The sequence below is a fragment of the Pseudomonas sp. MWU12-2029 genome (assembly GCF_023242425.1).
GTDB classification, from domain to species: Bacteria; Pseudomonadota; Gammaproteobacteria; order Pseudomonadales; family Pseudomonadaceae; genus Aquipseudomonas; species Aquipseudomonas kribbensis.
This window is the reverse complement of sequence record NZ_JALJDY010000012.1, coordinates 67,824-92,696: the sequence shown is the minus strand read 5'-3', so window position 1 is coordinate 92,696 and position 24,873 is coordinate 67,824. Positions and strand designations below refer to the sequence as shown.

At 62.3% G+C, this 24,873-nt stretch carries 23 protein-coding genes and 3 pseudogenes; 12 read left to right on the top strand and 14 right to left on the bottom strand.

The annotated features are described in order from the left end of the window. Nucleotides 1-70: 70 nt before the first annotated feature. Nucleotides 71-859, bottom strand: coding sequence for an AraC family transcriptional regulator (locus M5B44_RS25870; RefSeq protein ID WP_248740981.1), 789 nt, complete (start codon nt 857-859; stop codon nt 71-73). A gap of 137 nt (nt 860-996) precedes the next feature. Between M5B44_RS25870 and M5B44_RS25865 the strand changes: the two genes are divergently transcribed. Continuing rightward, nucleotides 997-1,224 (top strand): DUF6555 family protein, encoded by a 228-nt coding sequence (locus M5B44_RS25865; RefSeq protein ID WP_064597962.1) that lies wholly within the window; start codon nt 997-999, stop codon nt 1,222-1,224. A 38-nt stretch (nt 1,225-1,262) separates the two neighbouring features. Next, complete coding sequence (locus M5B44_RS25860) at nt 1,263-1,535, top strand: hypothetical protein (RefSeq protein ID WP_248740980.1); 273 nt, start codon at nt 1,263-1,265, stop codon at nt 1,533-1,535. Nucleotides 1,536-1,558: 23 nt separating this feature from the next. On the opposite strand, the gene M5B44_RS25855 is transcribed toward M5B44_RS25860, so the two are convergent. From M5B44_RS25855 to M5B44_RS25845, 3 genes are all read right to left on the bottom strand, one after another. Continuing rightward, the gene (locus M5B44_RS25855; RefSeq protein ID WP_085686659.1) at nt 1,559-1,726 is read right to left on the bottom strand and encodes a metallothionein; all 168 of its coding nucleotides are present in this window, start codon (nt 1,724-1,726) and stop codon (nt 1,559-1,561) included. A gap of 408 nt (nt 1,727-2,134) precedes the next feature. Continuing rightward, nucleotides 2,135-2,590 (bottom strand): DMT family transporter, encoded by a 456-nt coding sequence (locus M5B44_RS25850; RefSeq protein ID WP_248740979.1) that lies wholly within the window; start codon nt 2,588-2,590, stop codon nt 2,135-2,137. 4 nt (nt 2,591-2,594) lie between these two features. Next, the gene (locus tag M5B44_RS25845; RefSeq protein ID WP_114884216.1) at nt 2,595-3,083 is read right to left on the bottom strand and encodes a DMT family transporter; all 489 of its coding nucleotides are present in this window, start codon (nt 3,081-3,083) and stop codon (nt 2,595-2,597) included. 111 nt (nt 3,084-3,194) lie between these two features. Here M5B44_RS25845 and M5B44_RS25840 point away from each other — a divergent pair, with 111 nt between their 5' ends. Further along, nucleotides 3,195-4,130: a LysR family transcriptional regulator gene (locus tag M5B44_RS25840; protein WP_248740978.1), complete on the top strand. Its 936-nt coding sequence runs from the start codon at nt 3,195-3,197 to the stop codon at nt 4,128-4,130. A gap of 225 nt (nt 4,131-4,355) precedes the next feature. On the opposite strand, the pseudogene M5B44_RS29130 reads toward M5B44_RS25840, so the two are convergent. The 3 genes and pseudogenes from M5B44_RS29130 to M5B44_RS25830 all read right to left on the bottom strand — a co-directional run. Then, a pseudogene (locus M5B44_RS29130) lies at nt 4,356-4,949 on the bottom strand (methyl-accepting chemotaxis protein); the annotation flags it as partial. 312 nt (nt 4,950-5,261) lie between these two features. After that, a pseudogene (locus M5B44_RS29125) lies at nt 5,262-6,038 on the bottom strand (cache domain-containing protein); the annotation flags it as partial. A gap of 126 nt (nt 6,039-6,164) precedes the next feature. Further along, a complete protein-coding gene (locus tag M5B44_RS25830; protein WP_085712531.1) occupies nt 6,165-7,484 on the bottom strand; it encodes a Na+/H+ antiporter family protein in 1,320 nt (439 codons plus the stop codon). A 314-nt stretch (nt 7,485-7,798) separates the two neighbouring features. Between M5B44_RS25830 and M5B44_RS29120 the strand changes: the two are divergent. After that, nucleotides 7,799-9,088, top strand: a pseudogene (locus tag M5B44_RS29120) (HAMP domain-containing protein); the annotation flags it as partial. A 102-nt stretch (nt 9,089-9,190) separates the two neighbouring features. Next, a complete protein-coding gene (locus M5B44_RS29115; protein WP_371321017.1) occupies nt 9,191-9,946 on the top strand; it encodes a methyl-accepting chemotaxis protein in 756 nt (251 codons plus the stop codon). A gap of 200 nt (nt 9,947-10,146) precedes the next feature. Here M5B44_RS29115 and M5B44_RS25820 read toward each other — a convergent pair whose 3' ends face one another. Genes M5B44_RS25820 through M5B44_RS25805 form a run of 4 tightly spaced genes read right to left on the bottom strand, consistent with a single transcriptional unit; the run spans nt 10,147 to nt 12,766 of the window. Then, nucleotides 10,147-11,460 (bottom strand): sensor histidine kinase, encoded by a 1,314-nt coding sequence (locus tag M5B44_RS25820; RefSeq protein ID WP_248740976.1) that lies wholly within the window; start codon nt 11,458-11,460, stop codon nt 10,147-10,149. Next, a complete protein-coding gene (locus tag M5B44_RS25815) occupies nt 11,457-12,125 on the bottom strand; it encodes a response regulator transcription factor (protein ID WP_114884224.1) in 669 nt (222 codons plus the stop codon). Before M5B44_RS25815 ends, M5B44_RS25820 begins: the two co-directional genes overlap by 4 nt. Nucleotides 12,126-12,128: 3 nt before the next feature. Then, entirely contained in the window at nt 12,129-12,455 is a 327-nt protein-coding gene (locus M5B44_RS25810) for a PepSY domain-containing protein (RefSeq protein ID WP_085712535.1), read from the bottom strand. Next, nucleotides 12,455-12,766: a PepSY domain-containing protein gene (locus M5B44_RS25805; RefSeq protein ID WP_085712536.1), complete on the bottom strand. Its 312-nt coding sequence runs from the start codon at nt 12,764-12,766 to the stop codon at nt 12,455-12,457. The genes M5B44_RS25810 and M5B44_RS25805 overlap by 1 nt, the downstream gene beginning before the upstream one ends. 147 nt (nt 12,767-12,913) lie before the next feature. Here M5B44_RS25805 and M5B44_RS25800 point away from each other — a divergent pair, with 147 nt between their 5' ends. The 6 genes from M5B44_RS25800 (at nt 12,914) to M5B44_RS25775 (ending at nt 18,796) form a co-directional block, all read left to right on the top strand. After that, nucleotides 12,914-13,993: a patatin-like phospholipase family protein gene (locus M5B44_RS25800; protein ID WP_192552053.1), complete on the top strand. Its 1,080-nt coding sequence runs from the start codon at nt 12,914-12,916 to the stop codon at nt 13,991-13,993. An 86-nt stretch (nt 13,994-14,079) separates the two neighbouring features. Continuing rightward, a complete protein-coding gene (gene queD / locus M5B44_RS25795) occupies nt 14,080-14,436 on the top strand; it encodes a 6-carboxytetrahydropterin synthase QueD (RefSeq protein ID WP_007955941.1) in 357 nt (118 codons plus the stop codon). A gap of 84 nt (nt 14,437-14,520) precedes the next feature. Continuing rightward, nucleotides 14,521-15,333: an alpha/beta fold hydrolase gene (locus tag M5B44_RS25790; protein ID WP_248740975.1), complete on the top strand. Its 813-nt coding sequence runs from the start codon at nt 14,521-14,523 to the stop codon at nt 15,331-15,333. Nucleotides 15,334-15,503: 170 nt separating this feature from the next. Next, nucleotides 15,504-16,775 (top strand): cytosine permease, encoded by a 1,272-nt coding sequence (gene codB / locus M5B44_RS25785; RefSeq protein ID WP_248740974.1) that lies wholly within the window; start codon nt 15,504-15,506, stop codon nt 16,773-16,775. A 14-nt stretch (nt 16,776-16,789) separates the two neighbouring features. Further along, a complete protein-coding gene (gene codA, locus M5B44_RS25780) occupies nt 16,790-18,025 on the top strand; it encodes a cytosine deaminase (RefSeq protein WP_248740973.1) in 1,236 nt (411 codons plus the stop codon). Nucleotides 18,026-18,139: 114 nt separating this feature from the next. Continuing rightward, a complete protein-coding gene (locus M5B44_RS25775; protein WP_134827481.1) occupies nt 18,140-18,796 on the top strand; it encodes a carboxymuconolactone decarboxylase family protein in 657 nt (218 codons plus the stop codon). Between the two features lie 153 nt (nt 18,797-18,949). Here the strand turns inward: M5B44_RS25775 and M5B44_RS25770 are convergent, their stop codons facing one another. Continuing rightward, nucleotides 18,950-19,942 (bottom strand): diaminopimelate epimerase, encoded by a 993-nt coding sequence (locus tag M5B44_RS25770; RefSeq protein ID WP_248740972.1) that lies wholly within the window; start codon nt 19,940-19,942, stop codon nt 18,950-18,952. A gap of 196 nt (nt 19,943-20,138) precedes the next feature. On the opposite strand from M5B44_RS25770, the gene M5B44_RS25765 reads away from it, so the two are divergent. Then, nucleotides 20,139-21,290, top strand: a complete 1,152-nt coding sequence (locus M5B44_RS25765; RefSeq protein WP_248740971.1) for an MFS transporter — start codon at nt 20,139-20,141, stop codon at nt 21,288-21,290. A gap of 42 nt (nt 21,291-21,332) precedes the next feature. Here M5B44_RS25765 and M5B44_RS25760 read toward each other — a convergent pair whose 3' ends face one another. Next, nucleotides 21,333-23,756: a TonB-dependent siderophore receptor gene (locus tag M5B44_RS25760; RefSeq protein WP_248740970.1), complete on the bottom strand. Its 2,424-nt coding sequence runs from the start codon at nt 23,754-23,756 to the stop codon at nt 21,333-21,335. Between the two features lie 98 nt (nt 23,757-23,854). Continuing rightward, nucleotides 23,855-24,838 carry a FecR family protein gene (locus tag M5B44_RS25755; RefSeq protein WP_248740969.1) on the bottom strand — a complete coding sequence of 328 codons (984 nt, stop codon included), beginning with the start codon at nt 24,836-24,838 and terminating at the stop codon, nt 23,855-23,857. Between the last annotated feature and the right edge of the window lie 35 nt (nt 24,839-24,873).

Here is a 24,873-nt window from a genome sequence, read left to right as displayed (position 1 = left end):
AAGGGAATGGGCAAAGTCTAGGGAAGGCTGTGCGAAAGCACCGGCCAAGGACTTCTGAATTTCGGCCAAATCAGCCTGGAAGCTGCCCAGCACCGAACTGCGAAGGCGCGACACCCAGCTCGCGGCGGAACATGTCGCTGAAACTGCTCGGCGAATAACCCAGCTCCCGGGCAATCGCGCTGACCGGCACGCCCTGAATCAACTCGGCCACTGCCGTCGCCAGTTGCACCTGCCGCCGCCATTCGGCGAAGCCCATGCCCAACCCTTCCTTGAATAGCCGTGCCAACGTCCGCACGCTGGCCCCGGCGTTCTCGGCATGTTGCTCGAAAGGAATCTCCAGCGACGGCGCGGCCATCACCGCCTGACACAGACTCATCAGCCGCCGGTCGGCGTCGTCCGGCAGCGGGATCTTCAACTGTGAACGCCTTGCGCGTTTCAGCTCCAGCAGCGCCAGCCCGACCAGCGCTTCGTAATACTCGGCATCGCCGCTGTCGCCCTGATCCACCAATCCGACGATCAACTCACGCAGCAGACCGTCGACCTCGATCACCTGCACCGTCTGATCCAGCGTCGCCGCCAGCGCCGGGCGCAGGTAGATATTGCGCATCTGCAAGTCCGACACCACGCGAATCCCGTGGGGCACTCCCGGCGGCAACCACACCGCCCGTTGCGGCGGCACCACCAGCGCCTCGTGTGGGGTTTCGACCCACATCACCCCGCTCATCGCATACAGCAACTGCCCCCAGACATGCTCGTGCGGCTCAATGAAAAGCCCACGCGGATAGGTGCGCGCCAGCGGCTGCACCGGCACATCGGTATCACTCAGATCGGGGGGCGCGGCGAGGGCCATGGCGAACATTCATCAGGGTTGGCGAAGGCGTCATGGTAACCAGTGCACCCGGTTCCTCGCCATTGATAGATACCGTCGGACAATCCGAGTGAATTTTCCCGGTGCGCAACGATCCTTCTATTACCACAGGGAGGAAGAACGGCTTTATGAACAACGCAAAACTGTACGTCATCGATTACACCCTTCACGGCACGCCAAAGTCGTTCATTATCCGCTCGGACAAAATGGACAACACCGAGGCGTGGCACTGGGCAAGCTGCGACGCCGGGGTGGGCCGCATCCCGCGCTTCGGCCGGGAGAAAGTGCAAAAGACCAGCAAGCCGATGGCAGAAAAATTCGGCGTGGAAAATGTGACGTGGCGACCGGCAAGCTAAGCTTGCGCGCAGGCGGGGACTCTTTCGGGGGAACACACATGACAACCATCAGCAGCCCGGCGCATCTGGACTACAGCCTGGACACTGCCTCCGGCCGGGTCACCCGAAGCATCGACTGCCCGGTTGGCCTGGAACCCGTCGAAAACGATCCCTACTGCTTCGCCCTGCGCATCCCGGCCCCGCAACCGGCTGACCTTGAACAGGCCACAACCGTCGACGTCCGGGTCGAAGGCCGACGCCTGCAAGGCACCGTCCGCCACACCGAACGCCTGGAAGACGACAGCCTGAAACTGCAAGTGGAGCCTGACTAGGCTCCACTTTTTCATGCAGCCCGTTATTTCGGGTGCGCGCAATGGCAACCCTTGCCGGAACACTCTTCACCGCCCTTGTGATGATGAGCGCAAGCCTCACAGCAATAGTGCTTGCCGTGCGCCACGTAGGAATGCTCGCCTTCCTTGATCTTGCAACTACATCCCGGGCAATCGCATTTTCTGTCGGCCATGGAACAGACTCCTTTGGTAGTGGTTGTCTGAGGCTGAAGGAACAAGCCGTGCTACCAGTGTAGAAGCTGAAAAGCACTCAACAACCAAACCACTCACCACTCACCACGATGAGCGTTAGCTCGAGTACCGCTTTTGATCGCGAGGCCCGTCGGCAGGCTGAGTGGAGGGATTGATCCGGGGGTGGGAGCGCAGCGACCGTGCGGCGCAGCCGCATGCATCGAGAGGAGGTGCAGCGAAGCAAACCGTAGGTGATGCCCCCGGATCGATCCCGGAGCGAAGGAACCCGAGCCACAGCGAGGGCCGTACGTCAGGGCCTAAGACCTTTGGTTACTTTGGGGCGTTTGCCAAAGTGACCCGCCGTAAGGGCGGAACCCTAAGAAGCCGTTACCGCAGCAACGGATATGTACTCAACCCACCTGCCGAACACTACTGCGATACATGAATACCAACGCCAACCCCAAACACCCCATCGCCAAAACCCGGCTCGAAGACAGCTCAATAGCCGGATTCCCCAACCACCCAAAATTATCGATCAGCATCCCCATTCCAAGCTGCCCGACAATCACCGCCACCGTGGCCACGGCCGTACCAACGCGCGGTACCGCACCGACCATGACCATCATATAAACCACACCGAACAAAGCACCGCTGAGCTGCCATTTCGGCACGTCCAGCAGGCTGACGGCATGAGCAGGCTCGAAAAACAGGATCAGCAGCCCCGTACTCACCGCGCCAACCACGAAAGTCAGGAGGCTACTGCGCAACACACCAACGGTTTCCCCAAGGCGCCCATTGATTGCCGCCTGCACACTCAACACCGCACCGGCCAACACCACCACCGCCAACAAAATCACCAGACTCATCTCATCAACCCCGCGCAATCAAAATCAGTGCCGCCACAATCAACCCGAGCGCCAACCACCGCTCGCCGTTGACCTTCTTGCGCGTAGCGCCAAACCAGCCGAAGTGATCGATCAGCACACTCTTGCCCACCTGCCCCGACAGAATCGCGATCATCGTCATCGCAATCCCGATATGCGGCGTCGCCAGCGTCAACACCACCACATACATCGGCCCCAGAAACCCGCCGATCAACTGCCAGCGCGGCAGATCCGTCAGCGCCGGGCCTTTCTGTGGCCCCGCAAACAGCAACAGCAAAAACAGAATCGCCGAGCCAACCCCGAAAATGCTCAAAGTCGCCCATAAGTGCCCGACCTGCTCACCCAAGGGCCCGAGCAACCCGGCCTCCACCGACAAACCCATGCCGGCCAGAATCACCAGCGGCAACAGCAACAAGCGCAAACCCGGCCGGGCGACCGGGGCCGGCGCCGCACTCACTTCATCAAACGACTGCATCAACAAAACCTCTGAAGGAAACGATGGCGCGGATTATCGGCTGGCGCAGCTGTGCGATAAATGGCAGCATCCGGACAACACTTTTGCGCAACTCGCACAGCAGGATCGACGATGTACGGGCTCAACGAACTGGGATTCAAGGCGCTAAGGCTGTTTGTGGCGGTGCTCGACCACGGCAGCTTTTCCGAAGTCGCCCGCCGTGAAGGTGTGGCGCCCTCCTCGATTTCCCGACAGATCCAGTTGATGGAACAGGCGCTGAACCAGCAACTGCTCTACCGCCACACCCGCGCAGTCACGCCGACCGAAGCCGGGCGCATGCTCGGCCACCATGCACGACTGGTGCTGGTGCAACTGGAGGAAGCTGAACAGGCGTTGCAGGAACAGCAAAGCGAGCCCACCGGGCTGGTGCGGATCAATGCTCCGGTGGTCTTCGGCCAGCGCCATCTGACGCCATGGCTGGGCCGCTTGTGCGAGCGCTATCCGAAGCTGCAGCTGGACATCCAGCAGACCGACCACTACATCGACCCGCTGCTGGAAGGCGCCGACCTGCTGTTCCGCATCGGCCCGCTGCACGATTCGAGCATGCAGGCACGGATCCTCGCGCCGCACCGCTTTCAGGTCGCGGCCAGCCCGGCGTATCTCAAGCGTTTCGGCACGCCGCAGCATCCCGAAGACCTCGCCCGCCATCAGTGCCTGGCGTACAAGGGCGCGACCGGTCAGCAGCGCTGGTTTTTCCGTCAGGATCAGGGCGAGTGGACGCCGTATTCAGTGAAAGGCCCGATCACCGGCAATCATGCGGACACCCTGACCCAGGCTGCCGAACAGGGTTTGGGGCTGGTGATGTTTCCGTCATGGCTGATTGGCGAGGCGGTGCGTGAGGGCACGCTGGTGCCTGTGCTGGGGGATTATCAGGTGTCGAACAGTGTGGAGCCGCAGCAGATTGCGGTGCTGTGGCCGGGGAGTCGGCGGTTGTCGGTGAAGGTGCGGACGGTCATCGACTTTTTTATCGAGTGCTTCGGCGAAGTCCCCTACTGGGACAGGCCCTGAGCTCGCCAAAGTCAAAAGCCCACCCTCACCCTAGCCCTCCCGAAACGTCGGACCGCCCGGAGGGAGAGGGGACCGATTGGGGGATATTGGAGAAGTACGCCGACCTGAAAGATTTGCTTTGAATCCATAGTCGACTCGGTCTTTCCGGTCGGCGTTTAGCGCAAGACAACTCGGTCAGTCCCCTCTCCCTCCGGGAGAGGGTTAGGGTGAGGGGGCCTTTGGGGATCAGATACGGAACTGGCCCACCAACTTGCCCAACCGCTGCCCCAAATCCGCCAGACTCCGCGAAGTCTGCGCCCCCAACTGTGTCTCATCCGCCACGTTATCCACCGCCACCGCAATCTGATGCACGCTACGGTTGATCTCTTCAGCCACCGCCGTCTGCTCCTCGGCAGCACTGGCAATCTGCGCGTTCATCGAGTTGATGGTCGCAATCAGATCCGCCATCGCATCCAGCGACGCACCTGCCTGATTGGCCTGGGCCGATGTGCCGTCACCCGCCTCGCTGGAACGGCGCATCGCTTCAACCGCCGACTGCGTACCGGCCTGCAAGCGATCAATCATCCCCTGAATTTCCTGAGTGCTGATCTGCGTGCGTGACGCCAGCGCCCGCACCTCATCCGCCACCACCGCAAACCCGCGCCCGGCCTCACCGGCCCGGGCCGCTTCAATCGCGGCGTTGAGAGCCAGCAGGTTGGTCTGCTCGGCAATCGAGCGGATCACCCCAAGCACGCCGACAATCGATGACACGTCCTGCTGCAGGCTGTCGAGGGACACGCCGCTGCTGCGGATGTCGTCCACCAGCGCATGAATCTGCTTGATGCTGCCGGCCACCACGCGTTTGGCGGTCTGGCCTTCTTCGTCGGTCTGCTGCGCCGCAACGGCGGCGTTCTGTGCGCTCTTGGCGACTTCTTGCGCGGCGGCGGACATTTCGTTGATCGCCGTGGCCACCTGATCGGTCTCGTGGCGTTGACGCTCCATGGCCTGATCGGAACGCTGGGCCTGATCCGAGACTTGCGTCACCAGCCCGGTCAGTTGTGTGGTCATCTCGGTGATCTGCCGCACCAGGCCGTGGATCTTGTCGACGAAGCGGTTGAACGAGCCGGCCAGTTCGCCGAGTTCGTCCTGACTGGTGATGGTCAGACGGCGGGTCAGGTCGCCCTCGCCTGCGGCGATGTCGTCGAGGTTGGCTTTCATCAGGTTCAGCGGCCGCAGGATGGTATTGGCCAGCACCAGCCCCGCCACCGCGATTACCAGCAGCACGACCACCGCCACGCCGACGATGCTCAGCACCACGCCCTCCATGCGTTCCTGAACCTGGGCCTGGACCAGCGCCACTTGCGCCTCGATGCCGTCGAGGTTGACCGAGGTACCGACCGCCATGTCCCACTTCGCCAAATATTCGGTGTAGCCGAGTTTCGGCACCAGCACCTGCGCATTGCCCGGCAGCGGCGAGCTGTATTGCAGGTAGTGAGTACCGTCCTTGGCCACTTTCACCAGGTCGCGGTTGACGTAGACGCCGTTCGGGTCGCGGTTGTCCTTGAAGCTCTTGCCCACGCCTTCGGGATCGGTGGACTTGAACAGACGCACGGTCTCGGAGTCGTAGCCGAAGAAGTAGCCGTCCTTGCCGTACTTGATGCCCGACAGCAGCTTGATCACCTGCGCCCGTGCCTCGGTGTCACCGGGGGCGGCAGCGTCGTAAAGCGGTTTGATGGTGGTCATGGCCACCGCGACATAGCTGGCCAGAGTGGCCTTGGCGTCGCCGAGCAGGCGCTCGCGGGTCTGTTCGACTTCCTTGTGCGCCTGTTCCTGGAGAATGAACAGCGTGGTCAGGCTGATCACCAGCGCAAAGAGCAAGACCGGGAGGACGGCAAGGGACAGGACTTTAGCCTTGAGACTCAGGCGCATGGGTGCTCACTCTTTTGGTTTTATTGGCGTGGTTAAAGGCGTTAACGGCACGCGAAAGCAAAAGTTGAGCTGAGGTCTAACCAGATCGTTACCACGTTCTGAGCAGTAACGATCCGGTTTTGGGTGTTACAAGACCATTGCGGCCATCCAGCCGGCCGCCAGCAGTGGCAGGTTGTAGTGCAGGAAGGTCGGCACCACGGTGTCCCAGATGTGGTGATGCTGGCCGTCGATGTTCAGGCCGGAGGTCGGGCCGAGGGTCGAGTCCGAAGCTGGCGAACCAGTGTCGCCCAGGGCCCCGGCTGTGCCGACGATGCAGACGATCGCCATCGGGCTGAAACCCAGTTGCACGCACAGCGGCACGAAAATCGCCGCGAGGATCGGCACCGTGGAGAAGGACGAACCGATGCCGATGGTCACCATCAGCCCCACCAGCAACATCAGCAGCGCGCCAATGGCCTTGCTGTGATCGATCTGCGCCGCCGCGCTTTCGACCAGCGTGCGCACCTCACCGGTGGCCTTCAATACTTCGGCAAAACCCGAAGCGGCGATCATGATGAAGCCGATCATCGCCATCATCTTCATGCCTTCGGTGAACAGGCCGTCAGTCTCGCGCCACTTGACGATGCCCGACGCCGAGAAAATCAGGAACCCGGCCAGCGCCCCGATAATCATCGAGTCCAGCAGCAGTTGAATAATGAAGGCTGCAGCGATCGCCAGACCGGCAATCCCGATGGTCATCGGATTGTAGGCGACGCTGACTTGTTCAACCTGTTCGATCTTCTCCAGATCGTAGACACGCTTCTTGCGGTAGCTGAAGAACACCGCCATCAACAAACCAAACACCATGCCTGCGGCCGGAATGGCCATCGCATGCATGACGTTGACCTGGCTGATGTCCACGCCAGCCTTGCTGACGTTGGCCAGCAGGATCTGATTCAGGAAGATGTTGCCGAAACCCACAGGAAACACCATGTACGGCGTGATCAGGCCAAAGGTCATGACGCAAGCGATCAGCCGGCGATCCAGTTGCAGCTTGGTCAATACATATAGAAGCGGCGGCACCAGCAATGGAATGAACGCAATGTGGATCGGCAGGATGTTCTGCGAGGCAATCGCCACCACCCACAGCAGGCCGATCAGCAGCCATTTGACGCTGCCGCCACCGGATGCGTGCTGACGATCGACCATCGCCAGGGCCTTGTCGGCCAGCGCATGGGCCAGGCCGGACTTGGCGATCGCCACGGCGAAAGCGCCGAGCAACGCGTAGGACAACGCCACCGTCGCCCCGCCGCCCAGGCCACTGTTGAAGGCCTTGAGCGTGGCGTCGATGCCCAGGCCGCCGGTCAGGCCACCGACCAGCGCACCGACGATCAACGCGATCACCACATGCACCCGGGACAGGCTGAGGATCAGCATGACGCCGACCGCAGCAATCACTGCATTCATTTCACTACCTCAAAAACACGACGGTAAAGCCATTCACCGCCAGACAGGATGAGTCCGGCCGACAAGCCACGAAGGTCGCCAGCGGATTTGCATAGAGGGTCTTATTAGAAGGGCGCGCACTGTGCCGCAGAGCGGGCGCAGTGTCAAAGCGACCGGTCGCGTCACTGTGTAACTTTCGATGATCAAACCGGCGACAACGGCATATCCGCCACAAAGTGCGTCAATTCGCCATATTGCGTTTGCGCCATAAAGAAAGTCGAAACGCGGCCGTTACAGTGCAAAGTCTCAGATATTTATCGAATAAGGACGTCTCCATGTCGCTCAGACAACTTTCCATCCAATGGAAAATCACCCTGCTCGCCGGCCTCTGCCTGGCCGGTATCGTGACCCTGTTGGTGGGTCTTTCGCTGTATCGCATGGAGCACAGTTCCGAACTGGTCAAAGCCTCCAGCATGGAGATGCTCACCGAATCGGCCCAGGCGCGCATCGAATCCCAGGGCGAAGTTCAGGCGGCAGGCATTCGCCAACAGTTCATGGACGCCTATCAATATGGCCACGGCTTCTCGCGTCAGGTGCTGTTCCTGCGCGAACAGGCCGAGAAGCGCTTCCTCGATGCCTTCGACCTGCGCGAAGACATGACCCGTCAGGTGAAATCGGCGCTGCAGGCCAACCCGGAATTGCTCGGCCTGTCGCTGGTGTTCGAAGCCAATGCGCTGGACGGCAAGGACGAGCTGTTCGCCGGGCAAAGTGAATTAGGCAGCAACGACAAGGGCCGCTTCGCCCTGTACTGGTCGCAGCCGACGCCGGGCAAAGTGACCTCGATGGCGCTGCCGGAAAGCGACATGGCCGACACCAGCACCGGCCCCAGCGGCCAGGCCGCCAACGCCTGGTTCACCTGCCCGCGCACCACGCTCAAGCCGTGCGTGATCGAACCCTATTTCTATGTGATCGACGGGCAAAAGGTGCTGATGACCAGCATCGTGTTCCCGCTGATGGTCAACGGCAAAGTCATCGCCTCGCTGTCGGTGGACATCAACCTCAACAGCCTGCAGGCGATCAGCCAAGGCGCCAGCAAAAAGCTCTATGACGGCCAGACCGCCGTGAGCATCATCAGCCCCGCCGGCCTGCTCGCCGGTTACAGCCCGGACGCCAATAAACTCAGCCAGCGCCTCGATGCCGTAGACACCACCAGCGGCGCCGAACTGCTGCGTCTGCTGGCCTCGAGCAAAACCGTCAGCAGCCTGCACAGCAATGCGCAGCTGAAAGTGCTGTCGCCGTTCCAGCCGATTCCCGGTGGCCCATCCTGGGGCGTACTGCTCGATGTACCGGAGAAAGTGCTGGTGAGTCGCGCCGAAGCGCTCAAGCAGCAACTGGATGCCAGCAACACCTCGGGCACCCTGATCGAACTGAGCCTGGGCGTGCTTGCAGCACTGCTTGGTCTGCTGCTGGTGTGGCTGATGGCACGCAGCGTGACCAAGCCGATTCTCGGCGTGGCGCACATGCTGGAAGACATCGCCAGCGGCGAAGGCGATCTGACCCGTCGTCTGGCCTATGACAAGAAAGACGAACTCGGCCAACTGGCCGGTTGGTTCAACCGTTTCCTCGACAAGCTGCAACCGATCATCGCCGAGGTGAAACGCTCGGTGCAGGATGCGCGCAACACCGCCGACCAGTCTTCGGCCATTGCGACCCAAACCAGCGCCGGCATGGAGCAGCAATACCGTCAGGTCGATCAGGTCGCCACCGCGTCCCACGAAATGAGCGCCACCGCCCAGGACGTCGCCCGCAGCGCCGCGCAAGCCGCCGAAGCGGCCAAGGATGCCGACCGCGCCACGCGTCAGGGTCTGACCGTGATCGACCGCACCACCGCCAGCATCGACACCCTGGCCGCTGACATGAGCGCGGCGATGGTTCAGGTCGAAGGCCTGGCCGCCAACAGCGAGAAGATCGGCACGGTGCTGGAAACCATCCGCGCCATTGCCGAACAGACCAACCTGCTGGCCCTCAACGCTGCCATCGAAGCCGCCCGTGCCGGTGAAGCTGGACGCGGTTTTGCGGTGGTCGCCGACGAAGTGCGCAACCTCGCCCGCCGCACCCAGGAATCGGTGGAAGAAACCCGCCAGGTGATCGAGCAACTGCAAAGCGGCACCCAGGACGTGGTCGGTTCGATGGGCAACAGTCATCGTCAGGCCCAGGGCAGTGTCGAACAGGTCGGCCAGGCCGTGACCGCGCTGCGCCAGATCGGCGATGCGGTAACGGTGATCAGCGACATGAACCTGCAGATCGCCAGCGCCGCGGAAGAGCAAAGCGCGGTGGCCGAAGAGATCAACAACAACGTGGCGACGATCCGAGACGTGACGGAGTCGCTTTCGGGGCAGGCGAATGAGTCGGCGCGGGTGAGTCAGTCGCTCAATAGCCTGGCGAATCAGCAGCAGAGTTTGATGGATCAGTTTCGGGTTTGACTCGGGATTGCTGAAGATCAAGAGCTTACCCCCTCACCCCAGCCCTCTCCCCCAAGGGGGCGAGGGGGAAAGGGAGCCGATCTCGATTGCTATCGGTACCGGAGTACATCTCGGTATATCACGTCGGTGTAACTCGAACATTCAACTCGGTCAGTTCCCTCTCCCTCTGGGAGAGGGTTAGGGTGAGGGCTTCTACGGGCTCACCGCCGAGGCAACTGAATCTCCACCTTCAACCCACCCCACTCACTCTCCCCCAACACCAAACCCCCACCCCACGTCTCGACAATATCCCGCACAATCCCCAGCCCCAACCCATGCCCATGGGTCTGCTCATCCAGCCGCGCCCCCCGACTGAACACCTGATCGCGCTGCGCCTCGGGAATCCCCGGTCCATCGTCTTCCACGCTCAGCACAAAACCTGCAGACGTCTCGACCACGCTCAGCCGCACCTCGGCATCCGCCCACTTGCAGGCGTTGTCCAGCAGGTTGCCGAGCAGTTCCAGCAGGTCCTCACGATCCCACGGCAATTGCAGCCCGGTCGGCGCGACGTAGCTCAACGAAAGGTGTTCGCCGTGGATCATGTTCAACGTCGCCAGCAACCCCGGCAGCTCCGCATCGCAATCAAACAGTGCCCCCGGCAGTGCATCACCGGACAGCCGCGCACGGTTGAGCTCGCGGTTCAGCCGTTGCTGCACCTGTTCCAGTTGTTCCTTGAGGATCTTGCGCAACTCGGGATGGGGATCGAGTTTTTCGTTCGAGGCCAGGCTCAGCAGCACCGCCAGCGGGGTTTTCAGCGCGTGCCCCAGATTGCCCAGTGCATTGCGCGAGCGCTTGAGGCTGTCTTCAGTGTGCGCCAGCAGATGGTTGATCTGCGCCACCAGCGGTTCCAGTTCTGCCGGCACTTGCTCATCGAGCTGTGAACGCTGGCCTTGCTGTAACTGAGCGATCTGTTCGCGGGCCTTTTCCAGCGGACGCAAGGCGCGGTGCACGGTCAGCCGCTGCAGGATCAGGATCAGCAGCAACCCGGCCAAACCAAGGCCCAGACCGATCTGGCGCATGCGCTGGAAGCTTTCGCGCACCGGGGTGTAATCCTGGGCCACGCTGATCGAGATCGACTGACCGAGCCGTCGGTAATCCGAGCGCAGGACCAGCAGTTGCTGCCCGTCCGGCCCCAGTTGCAGATTGCTGTGCAGACCGGGCTCCGGTAGCAGCGGCAGATCCTGATCCCACAGCGAGCGCGAACGCCAGTGACTGTCGGCAAAGTCGATGCGGAAATAATGGCCAGAAAACGGCCGCTGATAAGCCGGCGACAGGTGTCGCTCATCCAGTTGCAAGCCTTGCGGACCACGGACCAGCGCCACCAGCAGGCTTTCACTGTCATTACGCAGGCCGGCTTCGAGGTAACGCTGCAAACCCACTTCGAACAGCCACAGGCTGGTTTGCGCCAGTATCACGCCGACAACCACCATCACGCTGATCAGGCCGAGACTCAAGCGGCGCTGGATCGATCTCACGAAGCCTGTCCGCCGAACAGATAACCCTGGCCGCGCCGGGTTTCGATCACGCTTTTGCCAAGCTTGCGCCGCAGGTGATTGACGTGGACTTCGAGGACGTTGGAGTCGCGTTCGGTCTCGCCGTCGTACAGGTGTTCGGCAAGGTGGCTTTTGGAAAGGATCTGCTCCGGGTGCAGCATGAAGTAACGCAGCAGGCGGAATTCAGCGGCGGTCAGTTGAATGTCCGCGCCGTCTCGCACCACGCACTGTCGGCCCTCGTCCAGATGCAGCCCTGCGGCCTTGAGCGTCGGCTGGTTGGCCTGCCCCTTGGAACGGCGCAGCAGCGACTGGATGCGCAGATGCAGTTCTTCCGGGTGAAAAGGTTTGGTCAGGTAATCATCGGCGCCGGCCTTCAGGCCCTCGATGCGTTCGGCCCAGGAATCCCGGGCCGTGAGGATCAGCACCGGCGTCGCCAGCCCGCCGGCACGCCATTGCGCCAGCACTTCAAGGCCCGGCACGCCCGGCAGGCCGAGGTCGAGCACAATCAGGTCGTACGGTTCGCTACGGCCCTGATAGACCGCATCGCGACCGTCCGCCAGCCAGTCCACGGCATAACCCTGACGTTGCAGGCCGGCGATCAGCTCATCGGCCAGGGGGACGTGGTCTTCCACCAGAAGCAAACGCATCGATCAATCTTCCTTGTCTTTCAGCAAACGGCCGGTGGCGGCTTCGAAATGCAGCTCGCGGGCCTCGCCTTCAGCGGTCAGGAGCTCGATTTCATAGATGTACACATCGTGTTTCTCTTCCAGCTCGGCTTCCAGCAATTTGGCACCGGGGTAGCGTTCCATCGCGTTATGCAGCACCTGCTCCAGCGGCAGAATCACGCCTTGCTGACGCAGGCGCAGGGCTTCGTCCTGATTCAGGTCGCGAGCAAGCGTCACCGAGCAGAACGTAACAAGCGCCAGGGCCAGAAGTCCCGTGGCGCGCGTCGATGAATACGGCAAAAACAGTTTCATTAAGTGTCCTGATGATCCCTGCGCAGCAGCCCGTCGCTCGCGTCCAGTTCCATTTCCCATTCCACGCCTTGCGAATCTTTCAGCTCGATCTGGTACAGATAAATGCCGTAACGCTTTTCCAGTTCGATATCGATGACGGTCGAATCCGGATGGCGAGTCATGACCGTGGCCTTGACCGTTTCAATCGGCACAATGGTACCAGCGTCGATCAGTTTTCGGGCTTCATCCGCCAGCAGATCGCGGGTATGGGCGAGGTTCGAGGTCAGACCGTAAAGAAGGAGCGCGATGAACAGGGGCGCGAGAATTTTCATGGGTTTTCCTGATGTCCGGTGTTTCTTCCTGAGCGCCACCTTAGTGATTCGAACTTAACTGAAACTGAATGGCCATCACCGGGCCAGTTTCAGCAAGGCCGGCAACATGTGCTTATAATCTTTCGCTTGCTAACGATCGAGACCGGTATGACAGCCATCCACATCAAGTTCCCTGCCCTCACCCTCAAGGCTGGCCCGCGTGCCATGGCACGCATCCGCGCCCAGGGCCTGAACGCTGCCGACGTCGGCACCCTGCCCGGTGCGGCCGGCGGACCGAAGGCGCTGGGGATTCAGGGTCTGGATCTGGCGCTGTTCGGCGAGTGGCTGCCGGCGGCTCCCCGTGAGCGTTCGCTGATCGGTGCGTCGGTGGGCTCCTGGCGCTTCGCCAGCGCCTGTCTGCCGGACGCCGCTGAAGGCATTCGCCGCCTCGGTCACCTGTACACCGAGCAGAACTTCAACAAGGGCGTGACCATCAGCGACGTCAGCCGCAGTTCGCAGCGCATGCTCGATGACCTGCTCGACGGCCGCGATGCGGTATTGCTCGACAATGCCCATTACCGCTTGAACATCATGGTGGTCAAAAGCCACGGAGGGCTGGCGGACGACCATCGTGGCCGGCTCGGGCTGGCGCTGGGTTCGGTGATCGCCGACAACCTGCGGGGCCGGGCGCGGCTGTCGCGACACTTCGAACGGCTGATCATCCACGACCCGCGCCTGGCGCCGCCGGTGCATGCGCTGAACGATTTCCCGTCGCGCTTCGTCACCCTCAATGCCGGCAACCTGCGTCAGGCGCTGCTGGCCTCGGGGTCGATCCCGATGGTCATGGAAGGCGTGCGCGACCTGCCGGGCGCCGGTGCTGGCACCTTTCGTGACGGTGGCCTGCTGGACTATCACCTCGACCTGCCCTACAGCGGCGACGGCATCGTGCTTTACCCGCACTTCACCGACCGGGTGATCCCGGGCTGGTTCGACAAGACCCTGCCGTGGCGCAAAGCCTCGACCGAGCGCCTGCAAGACGTGCTGCTGCTCGCGCCGTCCAAGGAATACCTGACGCGCCTGCCCTACGGCAAACTCCCCGACCGTAACGACTTCAAGCGTTTCATGGGCGATGCACCGAGCCGGCAGAAATACTGGCGCGCGGCGATGGACGAGAGCCGCCGGCTGGGCGATGAATTCCTTGAACTGACTGCCAATGGTCGCCTCGCCGAGCGCTTGCTGACCCTTTAGTCAGCACAGCCGGGGACAAGCTGGTAAACTCGCCGCCTGCCCGAATTCGCTGCGGCGAACGCCATCTGAACAGAGCTGAAATCACTGTGGAAATCTTCAAGGAATTTACGTTCGAATCCGCCCACCGTCTGCCCCACGTACCGGACGGCCACAAGTGCGGACGCCTGCACGGTCACTCGTTCAAAGTGGCGATTCACCTGAGCGGCGACCTCGACCCGCACACTGGCTGGATCCGTGATTTCTCCGAGATCAAGGCGATTTTCAAGCCGCTGTACGAGCGTCTGGACCACAACTACCTGAACGACATTCCGGGCCTCGAGAACCCGACCAGCGAAGTGCTGGCCAAATTCATCTGGAATGAATTGAAGCCCCTGCTGCCGGAACTCAGTGCGATCCGCATCCACGAGACCTGCACCAGCGGTTGCATCTATCGCGGCGAGTAACTCCCACGACACAAAAAACCACCGAGACCGGTGGTTTTTTTACGCCTATGCTTTTTGGCTCGAACCCGCCAAGAGGACAGGCCCATGACGGACTGGCTGCTGGATCAGGTCTTTGATTTCAACGGGCGACAGATTCGCCACGGAGTGCGCGGCGACGGCCCGCCGCTGGTGTTCGTGCATGGCACGCCCTTCTCTTCCTGTGTGTGGCACCGCATCGCGCCGCATTTTTTCGCCAGCCATCGGGTGCATTACTTCGACCTGCTGGGCTACGGGCGCTCCGAGCAACCGAACGCCGACGTCTCCCTCGGCGTGCAGAACGAATTGCTCGCGCAGTTGCTGGATCACTGGGGCCTGCAACGCCCGGACGTGGTTGCCCACGACTTCGGCGGCGCCACCGCCCTGCGCGCGCACCTGCTCAACGGCAAGGATTACCGCACCTTGACCCTGATCGATCCGGTGGCGCTGACGCCCTGGGGCTCGCCATTCGTGCAGCACGTGCGCCAGCATGAAGCAGCGTTCAGCGGCCTGCCGGACTACATCCAGCGCGCCATCGTGCCGGCCTATATTCGCGGGGCCATTCACCGGGACATTCCCGAGGATGAACTGGCGCCCTACGTGGAGCCGTGGCTGGGTGATCCGGGGCAAGCGGCGTTCTACCGGCAGATCGCGCAGATGGACCAGCGCTACACGCTGGAAGTACAGCCGCTGTACCCGACGATCCGCTGCCCGGTGCAGATTCTCTGGGGCGAGGAAGATCAGTGGATTCCCATTGAACGCGGCCGGGCCTTGCACCAGATGATCCCCGGATCGCAGTTTCATCCGATTCCGAATGCCGGGCATCTGGTGCAGGAAGATGCGCCGGAAGCCATTGTCGCCGCGCTGCTGCGTTTTCTCTGAGCCGAAAAACAACCGGCCTGATGGCTCCCTCATTGTGCTTCAGCGGAGGCAGGCGCACCGCTTTCGCGCCAAATCCGCTCCCTCGTCTATACATAACCTCGCCAATCGGTAACTGGCACGACCGCTGCAACCTCCTCGCGTCCTCCCCTTTCCAGCAAGGAACGCCCGCCATGACGCAGAACGATCCCGGCAACGACTACCCCCTCAGCGAAGTCCCTATGCACGCCCGCAAAGGCCTGGCCTCGACGGCCATGGTGCTGCTGGGTTTCACCTTCTTCACCGCGACCATGTTTGCCGGCGGCAAGCTCGGCGTGGCGTTCGACTTTGGCGAGATGATGGCCGTGATCATCATCGGCAATCTGCTGCTGGGCCTGTACGCCGCGGCCCTGGGTTACATCGCCTTCAAGAGCGGCCTGAACTCGGTGTTGATGGGGCGTTTCTGCTTTGGCGAAGTCGGCAGCAAGCTCAGCGACCTGATCCTGGGTTTCACCCAGATCGGCTGGTACGCCTGGGGCACCGCCACGGCAGCGGTGGTGCTCGGCAAATATTTCGCCCTGGACGACGGTACGGTGCTCGGGCTGATGGTGCTGTTCGGCCTGGTGTTCTGCGCCACGGCGTATGTCGGGTATCGCGGACTGGAGATTCTGTCGTACATCGCGGTGCCAGCCATGATGTTGCTGCTGATGCTGTCAATGTGGGTGGCCACGGTGAAGGTCGGCGGCCTTGATGGTTTGCTGGCCGTGGTGCCGACCGGTTCGCTGGACTGGTCGACCGCCATCACGCTGGTGTTCGGCACCTTCGTCAGCGGCGCGACCCAGGCCACCAACTGGACGCGTTTCTCCCGTTCGGCGCGGGTAGCGGTGCTGGCCAGCCTGATCGGCTTTTTCATCGGCAACGGTCTGATGGTGCTGATCGGTGCCTATGGCGCGATCGTCTATCAGCAGCCCGACGTGGTTGAAGTGTTGCTGCTGCAAGGTTTCGCCATGGCCGCGATGGCCATGCTGTTGCTGAACATCTGGAGCACCCAGGACAACACCATCTACAACTTCGCCGTCGCCGGCTGCAACCTGCTGCGCACCGGGCGCCGCAAGACCGTGACCCTGGCCGGTGCGGTGATCGGTACGCTGCTCGCGCTGTTGGGCATGTATGACATGCTGGTGCCTTATCTGATCCTGCTCGGCACCGTGATTCCGCCGATTGGCGGCGTGATCATGGCGGACTTTTTCTTCCGCTGGCGCGGGCGTTATCCGCGTCTGGCCGACGCACGGCTGCCGGCCTTCAACTGGCCGGGGCTCGGGGCCTACGCGGTTGGCACCGTTGCCGCGTTTCACTCGCCGTGGATCGCGCCGCTGGTGGGGATCGCCGCTGCCGCGCTAACGTATGTCATCGTCACCGGCCTGCTGGGCGCCCGCCGCGCCAGCGCGCCACTACAAGACCTATAAGAAGGATTTGCCTGATGCACATCATCAACGCCCGCCTGCGCAACCAGGAAGGTCTGCACGAACTGCACCTGGAAGGCGGCCTGATCCGCAGCATCGCGCGCCAGACCGAAGCGCCGACCCTGGGCCCCGACGACCTCGACGCCGGCGGCAATCTGGTGGTGCCGCCCTTCGTCGAGCCGCACATTCACCTCGACGCCACCCTGACCGCCGGCGAGCCGCGCTGGAACATGAGCGGCACGCTGTTCGAAGGCATCGAATGCTGGGGCGAGCGCAAGGTCACCATCACCCAGGAAGACACCAAAACCCGGGCGAAAAAGACCATTCAGACCCTGGCCGCCCACGGCATCCAGCACGTGCGCACCCACGTCGACGTCACCGATCCGCAGCTCACTGCGCTCAAGGCGATGCTCGAAGTGCGCGAGGAAAGCCGTCACCTGATCGACCTGCAGATCGTCGCCTTCCCCCAGGAAGGCATCGAGTCGTTCCGCAATGGTCGTGAGCTGATGGAAGAAGCGATCCGCATGGGCGCGGACGTGGTCGGCGGAATTCCGCATTTCGAATACACCCGCGACCAGGGCGTCAGCTCGGTGAAGTTTTTGATGGACCTGGCCGAACGCACCGGCTGCCTGGTGGACGTGCACTGCGACGAAACCGACGACCCGCATTCACGCTTCCTTGAAGTGCTGGCCGAAGAGGCCCGCAGCCGCGACATGGGCGCACTCGTGACGGCCAGCCACACCACCGCGATGGGCTCATACGACAACGCCTACTGCGCCAAACTGTTCCGCCTGCTCGGGCATTCGGGCATCAGTTTTGTCTCCTGCCCGACCGAAAGCATTCACCTGCAGGGCCGCTTCGACAACTTCCCGAAACGCCGTGGCGTGACCCGCGTGAATGAATTGCTTGAGGCCGGGATGAACGTCTGCTTCGGCCAGGATTCGATCGTCGACCCTTGGTATCCGCTGGGCAATGGCAACATCCTGCGCGTGCTCGAAGCCGGGCTGCACATCTGCCACATGCTCGGTTACCGCAACCTGCAAAGCGCACTGGATCTGGTCACCGACAACAGCGCCAAAGCCATGCACCTCGGCGAGCGTTATGGCCTGGAACAGGGTCGCCCGGCCAATCTGCTGATCCTGTCGGCGGACAGCGATTACGAAGTCATCCGCAGCCAGGGTCTGCCGCTGTATTCGATCCGTGACGGAAAGGTGTTGGTGAAGCGGCAGATGCCGGTGGTGGAGTTCGTCTAAGGTGTAGAGGTCGGCGTCGCAACGGCGCCGACCTTTCCCGATGGACGCCCTGTCATGCCGTAGTTCGCGCGTAGTTGCTCCGCTGCCATCCTCATTGCTGCATGAGGACGCGACATGAACCCCAAAACTGCTTCCGATCCCATGGCCACGCTGTATCGCGAAGGCCGTCATACGTTCATCGATCTGGTGCCCGATGGCGGCGCCCGGCTCGATGCCTTGTTTCATACCGCTCCCGCGTTGGGCGAACTGGCCGTTGGCGTGGTGTACGGGTATTTGCACGCGCGCCCCGGTCTCGACCCGCGATTGCGCGAGGCCGTGTCATTTGCCTCCGTTGTGGCATCGGGCATGGTGGGGCCACCTCTGAGCGTGCACCTCAAGACCGGGCTCGCATCTGGCCTGGCGCCCGGCGAAATGACAGAGGTGCTGCTGCAAGCCTCAGCCTTTGCCGGTTTTCCGCGAGCCGTCAGTGCGGCGGAGCAGCTCAATCATTTATTTGCAGAAGCAGGCCTGGCTTCACCGTCACCGCCCACACCAAGAGAAATCTCCCTGAAATTCTGCACAGCGGTTCGCGAGGGCCACCCACCGATCCCGGTCAGTGCGGCGGTGAAACGGCAGCTGCGCGACGCTGACCGGCTGGCGATACAGGCCTGCGCGGCGCAAGCGGTCATCGTCGAATGTTTCAAGGATGCTCAAACCACTCCGCAGGCACTGCTGCATTTGACGGTGGACACCACTGCCGTGGTTGCAGTGAAACTGTTCAAGGCTCACTGAATCGAGGAATTAGAAGGTTATGGTTCGCGGCGGCCTTATCGCAAAACGATAGAGCCGCCCTGTCAGATCTGACAGGCGACAACCACAGCGAACCGGCTCACAGTGAAGTCCAAGGGATCCATCGTTCCCGGGGGGACGATCATGAAAGGGACTTCATCTTTTTGTCTGATGCGCGGTGCCGAACAGACGCACGCCAGTCAGTTCACCGCCCTCTTCTTCCAGTAATACCGGTGCCGTCCCGCCCGGCATGACCACCTGTACTTCTCCCGCCGACACCCAGCCCGCCCGCCATGCCGCACACGCCACCGCACTGGCGCTGGTGCCGGAAGACGCCGTCGGCCCCTCGCCCCGTTCGAATACTCGTGCGGCGATGCGTTGATCGCCTGCGTGCATCGCCCACTGCAGATTGATCCCGGCCGGGCACGGCTGGCCGGCGCCGACGGGCATGGCGTACGCGATGGCGGTCAGGCTGTCAGCCAGCGGCGATTCAAGCATCTGCGCGTCGCCCGGCAATGCGGCTTCATCCTGTACCAGCGTCACACAATGGGGATTGCCGATGCGCACGAACTGGCTGTGTGCCCACGCAGGATCGATTTGCGCCAATGGCCTTACGCGACTCACTTCCACGTTATTGAACCGCACCGATTCAACGCCGACTGCGCCAACTGCATTCGGGCCGAAACCCGGTTTCCCGAGATCCAGCCAGAAGCCTTGCACGCCGGCCACTTCTGCCGGTTTGACGGAAACGGGCACTGGCGACGACGCATCCTGCTTGTCGTGATGCACCTGCAACGATGCACCCTCTTCCGGCATCAGCCCTTGCTCAAGCAGGGCCTGAGAGAAAATCGTCAAGCCGTTGCCACTGCGCTCGGCCAACGTGCCGTCGGTGTTGACGATCAGCAGATCGAAAGGAGGCGAGGATTGAAACGGACCGATCAGCAAGCCATCGCTGCGGTGAGCCTTGCTGCCGGCAGGTCGCTGACCGTCGGGCCAGTCACAACACAGGGCGATCGCGGCGCGGCTCCACGCCTGTCGAGACAAGGCACATTGCGCGGCATCGATGGGCAGATCGATGCCCGACTCCCGCAGCGCCCGGGGTGAGACCACTCCGTAGATATTGCCCCGTGCATCGTAGAACTGCGTCATGAACCGCCCCTTGGTTTCAAATTGCCAAAGGTGTCACTGTAAAACGCAACTCCCTGTGGGAGCGAGCTTGCTCGCGATGGCGGTGTATCAGTCAATGAAAGTCCGACTGACACGACGCTATCGCGAGCAGGCTCGCTCCCACTGATGAGCTGTGCAAGGATGTCTCCTGCTGAAACGTTTTTTGCCAAGGATTCCCATGACCAGTCTCACGCCCAACGACACCTTCGTCCCCGGACGCCTGCAACAGATGTCCACGCGCATCGCCTTCTTCATCGCCGGGCTCGGCATCGCGGCGTGGGCGCCGCTGGTGCCGTATGCCAAGGCGCGGGCCGGGCTCGATGAAGGGACGCTGGGGCTGTTGCTGTTGTGTCTGGGTGTGGGTTCGATTCTGGCAATGCCGCTGGCAGGGATTCTGGCCACGCGGTTCGGCTGTCGGCGCGTGGCTACCGGCGGCACGTTGCTGATCTGTGCAGCGTTGCCGTTGCTGGCGACGGTGTCGTCGATCCCGGCGCTGATCGCCACGCTGTTCATGTTCGGCGCCGGACTCGGCACGGTGGATTCGACGGTGAACCTGCAAGCGGTGATCGTCGAGCGGGCCAGCGGCAAGAACATGATGTCGGGGTTTCACGGCCTGTTCAGCCTCGGCGGGATCGTTGGCGCGGCGGGCGTCAGTGCCTTGCTCGGCCTCGGCTTGTCGCCACTGGCGGCGATGCTGGTGGTGGTCGCGGTGCTGATCGCGGCGCTGTTCAAGGCTGTGCCGCACATGTTGCCTTACGGCAGTGAAAGCTCGGGGCCGGCGTTCGCAGTGCCCCACGGGATTGTGCTGTTCATTGGCGGGATGTGCTTCATCGTGTTCCTGACCGAGGGCGCAGCGCTGGACTGGAGTGCGGTTTTCCTGGCGCAGGAACGCGGGATCGATACAGCCTATGCGGGGCTGGGTTATGCCGCGTTCGCGCTGACGATGACTGCGGGCCGTTTGACCGGTGACCGGATCGTTCGCGCATTGGGTGCGACCCGGATCATTCTGTTTGGCGGTCTGCTGGCGGCGGCGGGACTGTTTCTGGTGACGCTCGCCCCGAGCTGGGAAGCCGCGCTGGTCGGTTATGCACTGGTCGGCGCCGGGTGTTCGAACATTGTGCCGGTGCTGTACACGGCGGTGGGCAAGCAGACAGTGATGCCGGAAAGCATCGCGGTACCGGCGATCACCACGCTGGGTTACGCGGGGATTCTGGCGGGGCCGGCGGTGATCGGGTTTGTCGCCCATGCCAGCAGCCTGAGTTTCGCCTTCGGGTTGATGGCGACGCTGCTGGTGGCGGTGGCAATTGGCGGGAAAGCGCTGAAGGTCTGATCCAGCTCGTTCCCACTCAGCGTGGGAACGAGCCATACAGCGTCAGAATCCGACGCTGGCCTGCACGAAGAACGTACGCGGTGCGCCGACATACATCCCCGAGTTGTTGTCGCTGGAGCGGGTGAAGTACTGCTTGTCGAAGATGTTTTTCACCCCGGCGCCGAGCTTCAGGTTCGACAGCTGCGCACCGAAGTCATAGCCGCCGCGCACGTTCCAGGTCACATAACCCGGGATGTCGCCGTACTGCCCATCCGCCGTGCCTTCGGTGATGTAGTTGTTGCTGAAGCTGCCATCGGCATTCACGCCGGTGCCCGGTGAACGCTGCTTGGACTGGGCGAAACCGTCGATGTTGTAGGTCCAGCGGTTGATGTCGTAGCGCAGGCCGACGGTCGCCACCTGACGCGAGTAGAACGGAAGGTCGCGGCCCTTGAAGCCTGGAATCTCGCCTTCATACGTGGCGCGGGTGTAGGTGAAACCGGCGTTGGCGGTCAGGCCATCGAGGCGCGGATCGAGCGCCGCCATGTCGTAGTGCACCGAAGCTTCGATGCCCTGGTGCTTGGTGGCGCCGAGGTTGGTCCAGCCCACGTCGTTGCTGATGTATTGCAGTTCGTCATCGAAGTCGATGTAGAACAGCGTCACTTCACCGCCCCACACGTCATCGTTGTAGCGGGTGCCGATCTCGTAGGTCTTGGCCTTTTCCGGCTCCAGGCCATTGGCCGTCTGGTCACCCGAGCCGCCCTGCCCCAGCTGGAAATACTGCAGGCTGCCGAACGAGGTTTCGTAGTTGGCGAACAGCTTCCACGCATCCGACAGGTGATACATCACGCTCAGCGCCGGCAGCGGTTCGTTGCTCTCGATGCTGCGGTTTTTCTCCGGCACGCGTTTGCCGGCGGTGTCGAGCACGGCGCGATCATGCCAGTCGGTGTTGATGTGCTCGAAGCGAATACCCGGGGTGATGGTCCAGTTGCCGACGTCGATCTTGTTGTCGACGTAGACCGAGTTGGCCTCTGTGCCGCCGGTGCGGTCCTGGAACACATGGCCGTCGGACGTCTTGGTGACCACCGGCTCATTGTTGACCAGCGCCAGACGGCTCGACTGCTCGTGCATGGCCTCTTTCAGGTAGCGATAACCGACGCTGACTTCCTGAGTGGTCGGGCCGACATCGAATACCCGCGAGACACGTGGCTCGATACCCAGCGTGTAGTAGGAACGCGGGTACGAGCTCAGGGTTTTCAGGTCGCGGGCGGCGATGGTACTGCCGCGGAAGCTGTCGGTGTAATAGGTCAGCACTTCGGCCTGGGTGCGCTCGTCGATCTGACGGATCCACTTGAACGACACGTCTTTGCGACGGCCACTGAAGTTGTCGTAGTCGCGCACCGAGTCATACGGCTTGTCGTCGTACTGCTTCTGCGTCAGGCCGCCGGGCATGTCGGCGCTGGCGTCGTAGTAGTGAAAATTGAGACTGAAATCGTCCTGATCGGTCGGCGCCCAGTGGGTCTTGAGCAGCACGTCGTCGATGTCGTTGCCGTTGTTGCGCTCGCGGTAACCGTTGCCGTTGACGCCGGAGTACAACAGCGCCACGCCCATGCCGTTGTCGGCGGTACCGCCGAGGAAAGCGGTGTCGATGTGTTTCCAGCCGCCGTAGCGAGTGGTTTCCAGGGTGGTGCCGATTTCACCGGTGGCTTTTTCCGGGATGGCACGGGTCACGAAGTTGATCACGCCGCCGACGTTCTGTGGCCCGTAACGCACGGAACCGGCGCCGCGCACGACGTCGATGCTGTCGAGGTTGCCGGAAGAAATCGGTGCCATCGACAGTTGTGGCTGACCGTACGGCGCGAATGCCGCCGGTACGCCATCGATCAGCACGGTGGAGCGCGGCGACAGGCGCGAAGTCAGGCCACGTACGCCGACGTTCAGTGAGATATCGCTGCCGCCGGTGCCGTTGGAGTCCTGCACCTGCACGCCCGGCACACGCTTGAGGACGTCGCTGACGTTCATCGCGCCCTGCTCGACCATGGCCTCGCGGCGGATCACGGTCCGCGCGCCCGGGTGGTTCTGTACCACGGCGGCATCGGCGTCGCCGAGCCAGTCACCGACCACCTTGATGTCGGTCACGCCCAGTTCCAGCGGGCCGTTGGCGGCTGCGGTCGGCGCTGGCGAAAGGGTCACCGAGCCTTCATTGATCTGATAGTTCAGGCCGCTGCCCTGCAGCAACTGGCGCAACGCGTCTTCCGGGGAAAGATTGCCATCGACGGCCGGGGCCTGTTTGCCGGCGACCAGGTCTGGGCTGAAAAACACTTGCAGCGAGGTTTGCTGACCCAGTTCGCTCAGCGCCTGGCCCAGTGGCTGCGCGCGGATATGAATGGCGTCGGCGGCGAATGCCAGCGGCATCGCAGCGTTGACCGCCAGCGCAAGCGCCAGCGGCAACCAGGGGGATTTTTTGTTGTTGGCAGAGGTGTTTTTCACGTCGTACGGAGTCCTGTGGATCGCAAGAGTGTGCGGCTGTTAATGCAAACCAGTTGCAGTTGAACAGGAAGACGACGAACTCGAAAAAAACCTGAATTTTATTTTGAAATTATTTCCTGACTGCCGTCGGCGTGGGTACGCACGGCCACCGGAAGGATGCTCGGCAAGGCCTTGAGCAAGGCGTCGGTGTTGTCGGACTTGAACACGCTGGTCAGGCGCAGACTGGCCACGGCCGGGTTGGCGACGGTCAACGGCTTGTCGCGGTATCGGGACACTTCTTCGACCACTTCGCTGAGACTGGCGTTGTTGAACACCAGTTTGCCGCTGCGCCAGGCCGTCAGCTCCGCCGGGTTGACTGCGTAGGCCTGAGCCACAACGCCATGGGCATCGACATGGGTGCCGAGGCCGGCCGTCAGGTTGATGAATTCGTTGTCCGGTGCATGACGCCCCTGAACCTTGACCGTCCCCTGCTCCACCGCGACCCGGGTCTGGGTCACGTCGCGGCGCACATCGAAGCGCGTGCCGGTGACCGTCACCTTGCCACTGCCGGCCTCGACCACGAATGGCCGCGAGGTATCGTGCTCGACGCTGAACATCGCCTCACCTTCGCTCAACTCGATCAGGCGCCGATCCTTCTCGAAACGCACCTGCAAACGGCTGCGGCTGTTGAGATCGATCACCGAGCCATCCGGCAATGCCACATGCCTGCGCTCGCCCAGAGCCGTGACGAATTCCGCGCTGTAACCCGCCGGGTGATTCAAGCCACTGAACAGACCGAGCCCGAGAGCCACCGCGACCACACTGGCCGCCACCGCATAACGCAGCAACGGACGGCGTTCGCGACGCGCTGGCGGAGTGTCGCACAGGGCCTTGAGCCGTGGCGCCGGCAGCAGATCCGCCGCCGTCCACAGCCCTTGCAGCAACTGGAATTCGTCACGGTGCTGCGGATGCTCGTTCAGCCAGGCTTCGAAGTTCCGATATTGTTCGGCGTCGACAGCAGGCTCCTGCAAACGCACAAACCAGCGTGCCGCCTCATCGCGCACCGTTGTTTGCCCGCACGCGCAATCACGAGTATCCATCATGGAATGTCCTGTTTGGCTGGGGATGAAAAGACGCC